Annotated in this window: 10 protein-coding genes; 7 read left to right on the top strand and 3 right to left on the bottom strand. The window is 74.6% G+C overall.

What is annotated here, in order from left to right; genetic code table 11:
• Positions 1 to 78: 78 nt before the first annotated feature.
• On the bottom strand, positions 79 to 1,155 hold the full coding sequence (locus ACFW22_RS32260) for a mechanosensitive ion channel family protein (RefSeq protein ID WP_386411583.1): 1,077 nt from the start codon (positions 1,153 to 1,155) through the stop codon (positions 79 to 81).
• Between the two features lie 239 nt (positions 1,156 to 1,394).
• Here ACFW22_RS32260 and ACFW22_RS32255 point away from each other — a divergent pair, with 239 nt between their 5' ends.
• Entirely contained in the window at positions 1,395 to 1,958 is a 564-nt protein-coding gene (locus ACFW22_RS32255; protein WP_384886708.1) for an HNH endonuclease, read from the top strand.
• Positions 1,959 to 2,007: 49 nt separating this feature from the next.
• On the opposite strand, the gene ACFW22_RS32250 is transcribed toward ACFW22_RS32255, so the two are convergent.
• Positions 2,008 to 5,178, bottom strand: a complete 3,171-nt coding sequence (locus tag ACFW22_RS32250) for a beta-N-acetylglucosaminidase domain-containing protein (protein ID WP_386411580.1) — start codon at positions 5,176 to 5,178, stop codon at positions 2,008 to 2,010.
• A 242-nt stretch (positions 5,179 to 5,420) separates the two neighbouring features.
• Here ACFW22_RS32250 and ACFW22_RS32245 point away from each other — a divergent pair, with 242 nt between their 5' ends.
• The 3 genes from ACFW22_RS32245 to ACFW22_RS32235 are packed head-to-tail and all read left to right on the top strand — an operon-like array spanning position 5,421 to position 8,087.
• On the top strand, positions 5,421 to 5,687 hold the full coding sequence (locus tag ACFW22_RS32245) for a hypothetical protein (protein ID WP_386411585.1): 267 nt from the start codon (positions 5,421 to 5,423) through the stop codon (positions 5,685 to 5,687).
• 1 nt (position 5,688) lies between these two features.
• Positions 5,689 to 7,839 carry a 4-alpha-glucanotransferase gene (malQ, locus tag ACFW22_RS32240; RefSeq protein WP_386411578.1) on the top strand — a complete coding sequence of 717 codons (2,151 nt, stop codon included), beginning with the start codon at positions 5,689 to 5,691 and terminating at the stop codon, positions 7,837 to 7,839.
• A 20-nt stretch (positions 7,840 to 7,859) separates the two neighbouring features.
• Entirely contained in the window at positions 7,860 to 8,087 is a 228-nt protein-coding gene (locus tag ACFW22_RS32235; protein WP_386411576.1) for a hypothetical protein, read from the top strand.
• Positions 8,088 to 8,161: 74 nt separating this feature from the next.
• On the opposite strand, the gene ACFW22_RS32230 is transcribed toward ACFW22_RS32235, so the two are convergent.
• Positions 8,162 to 8,674, bottom strand: coding sequence for a MarR family winged helix-turn-helix transcriptional regulator (locus ACFW22_RS32230; protein ID WP_386411574.1), 513 nt, complete (start codon positions 8,672 to 8,674; stop codon positions 8,162 to 8,164).
• 143 nt (positions 8,675 to 8,817) lie between these two features.
• Here ACFW22_RS32230 and ACFW22_RS32225 point away from each other — a divergent pair, with 143 nt between their 5' ends.
• From ACFW22_RS32225 to alc, 3 genes are all read left to right on the top strand, one after another.
• Positions 8,818 to 9,786, top strand: coding sequence for an EamA family transporter (locus ACFW22_RS32225; protein WP_386411572.1), 969 nt, complete (start codon positions 8,818 to 8,820; stop codon positions 9,784 to 9,786).
• A gap of 119 nt (positions 9,787 to 9,905) precedes the next feature.
• Positions 9,906 to 10,832 (top strand): LysR family transcriptional regulator, encoded by a 927-nt coding sequence (locus tag ACFW22_RS32220; RefSeq protein ID WP_386411570.1) that lies wholly within the window; start codon positions 9,906 to 9,908, stop codon positions 10,830 to 10,832.
• Between the two features lie 59 nt (positions 10,833 to 10,891).
• Positions 10,892 to 12,016 (top strand): allantoicase, encoded by a 1,125-nt coding sequence (gene alc / locus ACFW22_RS32215; protein WP_386411568.1) that lies wholly within the window; start codon positions 10,892 to 10,894, stop codon positions 12,014 to 12,016.
• The last annotated feature ends 63 nt before the right edge of the window (positions 12,017 to 12,079 follow it).

Here is a 12,079-nt window from a genome sequence, read left to right as displayed (position 1 = left end):
CCGGGGGCGGCGGGCCGCGGGCACGCGGGCGGGCGCCCCCCGGGACCCGGGGGGGGCGCCCTCCGTCGTACCGGGTCGCTACTTGTTCAGGTCCGGCCTCGGCAGCGGGGTCGCCGCCACCGACTGCGGGGAGATCGCCGAGCCGAACACCGACGGCGCCGCCATCCCCGCCGTCGGATCGGCGGTCGCCTCCACCTGCGCCGGAACCCCGCCGACGAGCTGGATGCCGGCCTCGTCCAGGCCCTGCTTGATCCGCCAGCGCAGCTCGCGCTCCACCCCCAGCGCCTTGCCCGGCATCGTCTTCGCCGCGACGCGGAGCGTCATCGAGTCGAGCAGCACCTCGCTCAGGCCGAGCACTTCCACCGGCCCCCACAGGCGCTCGTTCCACGGCTCGTCCTTCGCCATGGACGCCGCCGCTTCCACGATCACGGACCGCACCCGCTCCAGGTCCTCCGTCGGCCGCACGGTCACGTCCACGCCGGCCGTCGCCCAGCCCTGGCTCAGGTTCCCTATCCGCTTGATCTCGCCGTTGCGCACGTACCAGATCTCACCGTCCGCCCCGCGCAGCTTGGTCACCCGCAGGCCCACCTCGACGACCTCGCCGGAGGCCACGCCGGCGTCGACCGAGTCGCCGACCCCGTACTGGTCCTCCAGGATCATGAAGACGCCGGACAGGAAGTCCGTCACCAGGTTCCGCGCACCGAAGCCGATCGCCACGCCGGCCACACCGGCCGAGGCGAGCAGCGGCGCGAGGTCGATCTTGAAGGCGCCCAGGACCATCAGACCGGCCGTTCCCATGATCAGGAACGACGCCACCGAGCGCAGCACCGAGCCGATCGCCTCCGAGCGCTGCCGCCGCCGCTCGGTGTTCACCAGGAGACCGCCGAGCGCTGTCCCCTCCACCGCCTGTGCCGAGCGGTTCATCCGCTCGATCAGCTTCGTCAGGGCCCGTCGGACGGCCATCCGGAGCAGCAGGGCGACGACCAGGATCAGCAGGATGCGCAACCCGGTGTTCAACCAGGTGGACCAGTTCTCCTCCACCCAGCTCGCCGCGTTGGTGGCCCTCTCCGCGGCCTCGTCCAGGGTCGTCGGCATCGGGTCGGGTTCGGTGGCAGCCGCCAGGGCGGACCGGTACACGGGGCAACCTCCAGGCATTTCGTACGCAGACCATCCACAGTAACGGGGCGCCGGACGTGCCCCCGTTGCCGTGTTCGAGGGAGAAGCGGGCCCCACCTGGGCAGACATCGGAGAGAGATGCCGATGTGGTCGAGAACACCTCGGGCCGTTCCCCCTCGATTCCGATACGTGGTGGCGCTGCGACCAGGCATGAGGAGAGACTGAGAGCAATTCGTCCCGGCGCGAGCCACGCGTCGCCGGCGTCATAGGAGGCATCCGTGCCGCACGTCCTGGTCCTCAATGCGTCGTACGAGCCGCTCGGCGTCGTACCGCTCCGCCGCGCACTCGTCCTCGTCCTGGAGGGCAAGGCCCTCTGCCTCGAGGAGTCGGGCGCCTTCCTGCACAGCGAGACCCAAGTCCTCCCCGCGCCCAGCGTGGTGCGACTGAAGCGCTTCGTGCGGGTCCCCTACCGGGGGCCCGTTCCCTTGACCCGCCGGGCCCTCTTCGCCCGTGACGGCGGGCGCTGCGTGTACTGCGGGGGCGTCGCGACCAGCGTCGACCACGTCATCCCGCGCAGCCGCGGCGGCACGCACGCCTGGGAGAACGTCGTGGCGGCCTGCCGCCGCTGCAACCACGTGAAGGCCGACCGGCACCTGCGCGAGCTCGGTTGGCGGCTCCGCCACCAACCCGCCCCGCCGAGCGGTCTGGCCTGGCGGATCATCGGGACCGGACACCGGGACCCCCGCTGGCTGCCGTACCTCCAACCGTACGGTGCCGAGGACGTGATGGCCCGGATCGACTCCGTCGCAGACACCCCCGTGGGGGCGCTGACGAAGGGGTGAGCCGGGCCCTTCGCGTCTGCGGGGGCTCCGGCGCGGAGCGGCGCACCCCTCAGGGGGCGGGCCGCTCCTCCGCGGTGTCCTCCTGCGGCGCGGCGTCCGGCGAGGACGGCGGGGGCTGCGGGGACGGGGTCTGCGAGGGGTGTGGGGGCTGCTGGTCCTTCGCCTCCGCGTCCGCCGTTTCCTGCGGGGCCACGGCGTAGCTCTCCACCGACCAGAGCGAGTAGCCGAAGCGGGTCGCCCGCTTCTCCCCCTGCACCCTCAGGAAGCGGGTGTCCGCCGCGTCCATCCGGACCGACTCCCGTCCGCCCTTGCCGTCCTCGACGGTCGCCGCGGTCCGCCAGACGCGTCCGTCGGCCGAGACCTGGACCCGGTAGCGGGAGGCGTACGCGTCCTGCCAGTGCAGCACCACCCGCCCTATCCGGGCCGGCTCGGCCAGCTCCAACTGCCACCAGGCGCCGTCCTCCGCCGGCGAGGACCAGCGGGTCGCCGGGTCGCCGTCCACCGCCGAGGAGGCCGGGAAGTCCGGGGTCTCGTCGCCCGAGGAGGAGGCCGTCGCGGCCCGCGCCAGGTCCGGGCCCGCCGTCCGGGGGAAGGCCCGCACCGTCAGGACCCGCTCCTCACCTGCGAACGACACCGGCACCCGGTACGAACCGACCGGCACGTCCGGTGCCACCGAGACCTCCAGCGGCACGGTCGTCCGTGCGCCCCGTTCCACCACGGCCTCCTTCGGCAACCGCACCGAGATGCCCTTCGGTGCCTTCGCCGTCGGTGCCCCGCGCACCGCGCCCGCGCGCCGACCCGTCAACTCGACGTCCACCCGCTGGGCCGGGCCGCCGACCTCCGCGTCCGTCTCCGTGCGCGAGAGGTCCAGCCCGACCCGCGGTCCGTCCGCGAACCACGGCACGAGCGACCGCACCTCCGGTGCCGGCCCCCCGCTGCTCCACACCACCCGCAGCGCATCCGCCCGCAGCCCCTTCGCCCCGGCCTGCGTCCATCCGGATGCGGACAGCGGGCCGAGCGACCGCCAGCCCTCGTCGGGGACGAACGCCTCCACCCGCGCGTCCCCCACCGCGCCGGTCGGGTCCGGCTCGGCCATGACCGTCAGGGACTCCACCGACCGCGTCCGGTCGAGCCGCACGGTGTACGAGTCGGCGGTCCGGTCGGCGCGGACCGCGGCGACCCGGTCGGCACCGGTCCAGGCCGTCCCCTCCGCCGCCGCACGCACGAGGAACGGATCGAGCACGCCCGGACCGACCGTCACCCGGCTCTCCCGGAGGGCCTCCTGCTGCGCCTCCAGGGCCAACTGCGCCCGCCAGGCAGCCGTGCCGTCGCCGCGCGCCTGTGCGAGCAGCATGTCGATCGCCGTCTCGCCCGCCAGCCCGTACCGGGAGAGCTGCTCCAGCCACGGTCCCGTCTCGTCGTCGAGGGTCCCGCCGGCGGTGTCCGCGAGTTGCCCGGGAGCCCGGCGCATCACGGTGAAGGCGGCCCGCAACTCGTTCGCCGCCTTCTGCCGCGCGGCCGGGTCGGCGGTCGAGCGGGTCCCCCAGAAAGCCGCCAGGAGCGGCTTGAGGTAGCCCGATTCGCCCGCCGGGTCGAGGATCGAGGAGGAGCCGTTCCCGGCCAGGGCGCGCAGCGCCTCGCGGGCCGCGGGGTCCGGGCCGGCGAGGTCCTCCACGGCGGCCCGCCAGGACTCCCCGGGCCGGTAGCCGCGCGGGTTCCACGCGTAGTCGGCCGTGGTGAAGAGCGGGATCCGGGAGGCCGCGGGCTGCTCCATGGCATGGGCGAGGAAGGCCGCGGAACCGGCGGCCACGGCCGGCTCCCGACCGGTCGACGGGCCCAGGAACAGCCGGTCCTGCGCGTAGTCGTTGACCGGGTAGTTGTCCATGGTGACCAGCGGGTGGCTGCCCAGGGCCTCGCGTGCGCCGGCCAGTTCGCCGCCGGTGATCGTGCGGGGGACGACGCCGACGCCGGTCCACGCCACCCGCACGTCCGCGTCGAGCACCTCGGCGAACTCCGTGCGGTACGCGGTCGCGCCGTCCTGGTAGTACTCCGTCGGCATCACCGTCAGCGGCTCGGCGTCCGGGTGCCGCTCCGCCAGCCACCGGGCGACGGCGTTCGCCACGCGCGCATGGGCGGTGGCGGCGGCCTCCGGCCCGCGCCCGAAGGCCTTGGCGTCCCGCTTGCAGTGCCACTCGTCGTAGGAGGCGTCCTGGAACTGGAGTTGGAAGGAGCGCACCCCCAGCTCCCACATCGCGTCCAGCTTCCCGGTCAGCGCGGCCACGTCGTCGGCCGAGGCCAGGCACATGGACTGGGCGGGGGACACGGCCCAACCGAGCACCACGTGGTTGGCACGGGCCCGGGCGGCGAGCGCGCGGAACTCGCCCTGCTGTTCCGACGGGTAGGGCTCGCGCCACTGGGCCTGGCGGTACGGGTCGTCGCCGGGTGCGTACAGATAGCGGTTCTGCTTGGTCCGCCCCAGGAAGTCGACCTGGGCGAGCCGCTGCTCCAGGCTCCAGGGACGTCCGTAGAAGCCCTCCGTGATGCCGCGCTCGGCGGTGCCGGGCCAGTCGCGGACGACGACGCCGGGAACCTCCCGCCCGCCCCCGAGGAGCTGGCGCAGCGTCTGGACGGCGTGGAACAGGCCGTCCTCGCCGACCCCGTCCAGGACGACGGTGTCCCGGCCTTGGAGCCGGCCCGTCGCGAGCCGGTAGCCGCCGCGGGGGAGGTCGAGCCGCTCGGGCACGCCCAGGGCGGCGAGCGCCTCCTCCGCGCCCTCTCCGGAGGGCCCGGCAGCCCGTACGACGGGGCCCCGGCCCGGCAGGTCGGCGTGGACGGTCCGGACTCCGGCGTCCCCCAGCAGTTCGCGCAGGACGGCGAGCGCATGCGGATCGGCGTCGGGGTCGGCGAGCAGCGTCACCTCGTCGCCGAGGCGCACGGGCGCCCCGGTGCCGGTCACGGACTGCGGTCGCGGCCAGACCGCGGGGACCCGCGGGGCGGTGGTGGCGGTCGTCGCCGCGGCGGGGGTCGTCGGGGCGACCGGGGCCGTGGGGCCTCCCGGCGCCCCGGGGGCCGACGGGGCCTTGAGGGCCGCGGGCGCCGCCGGGGCCACCGGTGCCGTGGGAACGGCCTGCGCCGAGCCCGATGCGGTGCCGCCCAGGAGGCCGCCGATCACGGCGGCGGCGACGGCCGTCGCCGTGCGCTTCCTGCGCCCGAGGTGCACGGGGTCTCCCTTCGGCCGGGGCCGGCGGCTCCGCCGGTTGGTCACGAGTAGGTCACGAGCCCACCACCCGTCGACCGGAAGTGTCAATGCGCATGGTCGATGTGTCGCCTTTGCCCGGCAGTCCTTCGGCGGGGTGGCGCCACTTCGTCACTTTCCGCCGGTAAAACGAGGTGCGGTGGGTAGGGCTCTTCTCGTTGCCCCAGGTACCACCTGTCGATACGAACCGGGAGACCCCCGTGACCATGACCGCCCGTCACCTCGGACGGATACGAATTCCGCAGCAGCCGGTGCCGGCCGGCGCCCCGCTGACCGGCGAGCCGCACGTGCCCGATGCGTTCCCCCTCACCAGCGAGCCCGCCCTTGCCGGCGAGACCCCGCTGACCAGTGAGCCGCCCCTGGCTGCGGTGACTGCGCTGACCAGTGAGCCGGCCCTCGCCGAAGTGACCCCCTTGACCAGTGAACCCACCGCCCCCGTCAACGCGGGCGGCCCGGAGTCCCCCGGAGTGTGAAGTGACCCTGGCCCGTCTCGCCGCCCGTCACGGCGTCGCCACCGCCTACAGCCCCTCCCCGGGCGTCTCCGTACCCGTGCCGGACGCCACCGTGGTGGCCGTCCTCGGCGCCCTGGGCATCGACGCGGCCACGCCGGAGGCGGTGTCCACCGCCCTCGACGCGGCGGAACGGGCCGACCGCGAGCGGCTGCTGCCCCCCACCCTGGTCCTGCACCACCAGGACGGTCGGCAGGGCGACCGCGACGGGGACCTGGACGATCGGGGCCGGTGCGGCCCGTCCCCCCAGCCGCCGGTGGACCTGCCGCCCGGCACCCGCCTGCGGGTCACCACCGAGGACGGTGCCGTCCTCGACGATCCGGACTGGTCGGGGCTTCCGCTCGGCGTCCACGGCGTCGAGGCGGAGGCCCCCGACGGGCGCACCGCGAGCGCCACCCTGATCGTCAGCCCCGCGCGGGTGCCCGGCCCGGGGCGCCGCTCGTACGGACTGCTGGTCCAGCTGTACTCCCTGCTGTCCGGCCGCTCCTGGGGCATGGGCGACCTCGGCGACCTGCGCGAACTCGTCACCTGGGCGGGCCGCACGCACGGTGCCGGCTTCGTCCAGGTCAACCCGCTCCACGCGGGAGTGCCCGGCGCGCCCGGCGACCCGTCCCCGTACCGTCCCTCGTCGCGCCGCTTCCCGGACCCCGTCCACCTGAGGGTCGAAGAGGTCCCCGAGTACGCCCTGGTGGGACCCGAGCGCCGCGAAGAGCTCGACCGGATCCTCGCCGAGGCGGCCGAGCTGCGCGAACGGGTCCTCGGCAAGGGGGCGCTGATCGACCGTGACGCCGTCTGGGAGGTCAAGCGGCGGGCCCTGGAACTGGTGCTCGGGACCGTGGAGCCGGGGCCGGGCCGCCGCGCCGACTTCCACGACTTCCTCGCCGAGCGGGGTCCCGCCCTGGAGGCCCACGCCACCTACCAGGCCCTGGCCGAGCGCCACGGGCCCCACTGGCGGGCTTGGCCCGGGGAACTGCGCACGCCGCACGCCGCGGAGGCCGTCGTGCGCGCCGATCCCGACCTGGCCGCCCGGGTCGACTTCCACTGCCGCTTGGCCTGGCTGACGGACCGACAACTCGCCGACGCCGCCGCGGCGGCCCGCGCGGCGGGGATGGCGGTCGGCATCGTCCACGACCTGGCGGTCGGCGTCCACCCCGAGGGCTCGGACGCCTGGGCCCAGCAGGACGCCTTCGCGGCCGGCATGTCGGTCGGCGCCCCGCCCGACGCCTTCAACTCCCGGGGCCAGGACTGGGGCCTCCCGCCCTGGCGGCCCGACGCCCTCGCCGCGACCGGCTACGCCCCGTACCGCGGACTCCTCCGTGAACTCCTCCGCCACGCGGGCGCGCTGCGCATCGACCACGTGATGGGCCTGTTCCGGCTCTGGTGGGTGCCCGAGGGGCATCAGCCCACCGAGGGCACCTACGTCCGGTACGACGCGGAGGCGATGCTCGCGATCCTCGTCCTGGAGGCGCACCGGGCCGGCGCCCTGGTCATCGGCGAGGACCTCGGCACGGTCGAGCCGGGAGTGCGGGAGGAACTGGCCCGGCGCGGGGTGTTCGGGACCTCGGTCCTCTGGTTCGAGCGGGACTGGGAGGGGACCGGCCGCCCGCTGCCCGCAGGGGAGTGGCGTGCGGAGTGCGTCGCCACCGCCACCACCCACGACCTTCCCCCGACCGCCGCCCGGCTCTCCGGCGAGCACGTTTCCCTGCGGCACCGGCTCGGACTGCTCCCCGGGGACCCGGTCCGCGAGCGGGCCGCGGACGCGGCGGAGACCGCCGACTGGCTGGGCGTCTTCGAGCGGACGGGGCTGCTGCCCGAGGGGCCGGGCGGGGAAGAGGCCGAGGTCAGGGCCGTCCACCGCTTCCTGCTGGCCACCCCGGCCCGGATGGTGGGGGTCTGGTTGCCGGACGCGGTGGGGGACCGCAGGCCGCAGAACCTGCCGGGCACCTGGGACGAGTACCCCAATTGGCGGCTGCCGCTCGCGGGCCCGGACGGCCAGCCGTTGACCCTGGAGCAGTTCGCCGCCTCGCCCCGGGCGCACGCCCTGCTGCGCGAGCTGCACGCCCGTGTCGCCGCCGAAGACGCCCGTACGGCACCCCCGGACGCGCGGCCCGTTTAGGCGTTCGCTACTTTGGGGCTGTGGACAAGAAGAACGCCCTGCGCGCCGGTGCTGTCGCGGCCGGTACGACGCTGATGATGCTGCTCATGTCGTCCCCCGCGCTCGCGCTCACCCGCGACGACGGTGACGACCCGGCCCCCAAGCTGGAGGTCATCGAGACCCTCGGCCTGTTCGTTGTGGCCCCGCTGGTGCTGTTCCTCGTGATCACCGGCCTGGTGATGGTGCTCGACAAGTCCAAGAAGGCCTGACCGCCTCCTCGTCCCGTCCGAGGGCGCCGCACGGTACGACGTACCGCGCGGCGCCCTCGTGTGCGTGGGGCCCGTCACGCGGTCGTCGCGAGCAGCTTCCTGAGGAGCCCGGCGAGCTGCTCCGCCTCCTCTTCGGTGAGCGCGGACTCCAGGGCCGCCGCCTGTTGCGCGAGGCCGGCCCCGACCGCCCGGTCCACCAGCTCCTTGCCGCGCTCGCTGAGGGTGACCCGTAGTCCGCGCCGGTCGTTCGGGTCGGGGCTGCGGCTGAGCAGTCCGGCCTTCTCCAGTTTGTCCAGCCGCCCGGTCATGCCACCGGTGGTGATCATCAGCGTGGCGGTCAGCTCGCGCGGCGAGAGTGTGTAGGGCTCTCCGGACCTGCGCAGCGTCGCCAGCACGTCGAACTCCCCGAGTGCCATGCCGTAGGGCGCGTACGCCTTGTCCACCTTGCCGCGCATGGCGTTCGCCAGTCGGTAGATGCGGCCGAAGACGGCCATCGGCAGCGTGTCCAGATCGGGGCGGACGACGGCCCACTGGTCGGTGATGGCGTCGACGGCGTCGTGGGCGGGGCCGGGGGGCTTCGTGTTCATGGGGGCAGTGTCCTCTTCCCCGGGATCGCATCGCAAAAAGTCACTCACAAGCAAGTAGCTTAATGCTAAGTTAATTAGCGCCAAGCTAATCCGGGGCTTCGGATCCCGGGCCGTCCGGCACACCGAACCAGGGGGAATCCGCCGTGTCCCGCAAGGCCGCCGTCGTCGCACTGACCGCCCTCGCCCCCATCTCCTGGGGCTCCACCTACTTCGTCACCACCGAGTTCCTCCCGCCCGACCGCCCCCTCTTCACCGGCCTCATGCGGGCCCTGCCCGCCGGGCTGCTGCTCATCGCCCTGACCCGGACCCTCCCGAAGGGCGCGTGGTGGTGGAAGTCGGCGGCCCTCGGCGCCCTCAACATCGGCGCCTTCTTCCCCCTCCTCTTCCTCGCCGCCTACCGCCTCCCCGGGGGCGTCGCCGCGGTCGTCGGCTCGGTCGGGCCGCTCTTCGTCGTCGGCCTCGCCGCCCTCTTCCTCGCCGAGAGGCCCACGACGCGGACCCTGCTCAGCGCCGTCGCCGCGGCCTTCGGCGTCAGCCTCGTGGTCCTCAAGGCCGGGGCCGCGTTCGATCCCGTCGGCGTGCTGGCCGGACTGCTCTCCGCCCTCTCCATGTCCGCCGGCGTCGTCTTCACCAAGCGCTGGGGGCGCCCCGAGGGGGTCGGTTCCCTCGCGCTCACCGGCTGGCAGCTCACCGCGGGCGGCCTGGTCATCCTGCCCGTCGCCCTCCTCGTCGAGGGTGCCCCGCCGGCCCTGGACGGCGGGCACCTGGCCGGCTACGCCTACCTCGCCTTCGGCAACACCGCGGTCTCGTACGTCCTCTGGTTCCGCGGCATCGAGCGGCTCAGTGCCTCCTCCGCCACCCTGCTCGGCCCGCTCTCGCCGATCACCGCTGCCGTCATCGGTTGGGCGGCGCTCGGGCAGGCCCTCGGTCCGGTGCAGCTGCTCGGCATGGCGATCGCCTTCGGCGCCACCCTCGCCGGCCAGCTGGGCCCCCGGACCGCCAAGGCTCCCGAGGCGGCCGGGGAGGTCGAATCCTTCGACCTCCCCGAAGGGAACCCCCGGGAGGCTTCGACCGAACCGGCCGAAGGGGGAGCGCGGCACGATCGGGGGTGAGGGGGCCGTCCACCGGTCGCGCCGGGCCCCTCCCGCCGCCGATCGGTCCTCCTCCCCGGTGGTGCGGTCCCGACCCTCCTCGGCCGGTGCTGCCGGCCCCGCCCGATAGGTTGCGCCCCATGACCGAGTGGGACGTCAAGAAGCTCCAGATCCTCCGCACCCTCCGCGACCGCGGCACCGTCACCGCCACCGCGGAGGCCCTGCTCATGACCCCCTCGGCCGTCTCCCAGCAACTCACCAACCTGGCCAAACAGCTCGGGGTGCAGCTCCTGGAGCCCCAGGGGCGACGGGTCCGGCTCACCGAAGCCGCCCATCTCGTCCTGCGTCATGCGGAGCTGGTCTTCGCCCAGCTGGAGCGGGCCGACGCCGAACTCGACGGACACCTGCGGGGCGAAGCCGGACGGGTGCGGGTCGCGGCCTTCTCGACGTCCGTGCCCGCCCTCCTCGTGCCCGCCGTACGGCACCTGCGGACCGTCCGTCCCGGGCTCGACGTCCGGGTCAGGGAAGCCGAGGCGGCGGAGGCGTACGAACTCCTCGCCGCGCGCGAGGTCGACCTCGCGCTCTCGCTCGCCGCCCGTGCGCCCTCCGCGCGCGACCCCAAGTTCAGCCGGTTCCCGCTGCTCGCCGACCCCCTTGACGTCGCCTTGCCCACGGGGCATCCGCTCGCCGAGGCGCCCGGCCTGAGGCTCGCGGACCTGGCTTCCGAGCCCTGGATCTTCGGGGGTTCCGGCCCCTGGTCCGAGATCACCACCGCCGCCTGTGAAGCCGCCGGCTTCGTGCCCGAGCAGGCCCACAGCGCCTCCGGATGGACCGCGATCCTCGCCATGGTGGAGGCGGGGCTGGGCATCGCGCTGGTCCCCCGCATGGCCTCGGCGGACCGTCGGGGCGGGGCCGGGGTCGTCATGCGGGTGCTCTCCGCCGACCAGCCGCGCCGCCACGTGGTTGCCGCGGTGCGGAGCGGGGCGGAGGAGGGGCCGGCGGTGGCGCGGGTCCTCGCCGCCCTCCGACAGGCGGCGGCAGCCCGCGAAACCATTCAGCACAACTGAACGGACACGTCGAAAACATTCGATGGACCGCTTGGGTCCCCGGACCGCACAGTCGAAGCATGACCTTCGAGACGCACCAGGACCCGCACGCCAACGACGCCGCCCCCTACGCCGGTGGGGACCCCTATGCCGACTACCGCACCGGTGACTTCCCCTTCACCGAACTGGTCGACCTCGCCGACCGCCGCCTCGGCGCCGGGGTCATCGCCGCCAACGACGAGTTCTTCGCCGAGCGCGAGAACCTCCTCGTCCCCGAGCGCGCCGCCTTCGACCCGGAACGCTTCGGCCACAAGGGAAAGGTCATGGACGGCTGGGAGACCCGCCGCCGGCGCGGCACCGGCGCGGACGAGGTCTTCCCCGCCCCCGAGGACCACGACTGGGCGATCGTCCGTCTCGGCGCCCCCGGCGTCATCCGCGGGATCGTCGTCGACAGCGCGCACTTCCGCGGCAACTACCCGCAGAAGGTCAGCGTCCAGGCCACCGCCGTCGACGGCGCGCCCGGCCCCGCCGAGCTGCTCGACGCGACGTGGGAGGAGCTCGTCCCGCCCACCCCCGTCCGCGGCCACGCGGCCAACGGCTTCGCCGTCGACGTCGAGCGCCGCTTCACCCACGTGCGGCTCTGCCAGCACCCCGACGGCGGCATCGCCCGCCTCCGCGTCCACGGCGAGGTCGTGCCCGACCCCGCGTGGTGGGAGCTGCTGGGCACCGTCGACCTGGCCTCCGTGCTGAACGGCGGCTGCTACGAGGACGCCTCGGACACCTTCTACTCCTCGCCGACGCAGATCATCCTGCCCGGCACCTCCCGCAAGATGGACGACGGCTGGGAGAACCGCCGCCGCCGCGTCCGGGGCACCCACGACTGGGTCCGTTTCCGGCTCGCCGCCCAGGGGGCCGTCCGCGCCGTCGAGGTCGACACCGCCTACCTCAAGGGGAACTCGGCCGGTTGGATCGCGCTCCAGGGCCGCAACGGCGGGACCGGGGCCGAGTGGTTCGAGATCATCCCGCGCACCCGCCTCCAACCCGACACCCTGCACCGCTTCGCGCTGCCCGCGCAGGCCGTCGTCACCCACGTCCGCCTCGACGCGTTCCCCGACGGCGGCATCGCCCGGATGAGGCTCCACGGCACGCTCACCGAGCAGGGGGCGGCCGACCTGCGCGCCCGGTACGCCCGCGCCGCCGGCTGACCCGCTTCCGCCCGGCGGCGCGGGCGCGCACCGACGCCCGCCGGCCGCAACCCGAGCACGGCG

It is taken from the genome of Streptomyces sp. NPDC058872, from assembly GCF_042743065.1.
Classification (GTDB): Bacteria; Actinomycetota; Actinomycetes; order Streptomycetales; family Streptomycetaceae; genus Streptomyces.
The sequence above is the reverse complement of the archived record's forward strand: the minus strand, read 5'-3'. Positions and strand labels throughout refer to the sequence as shown.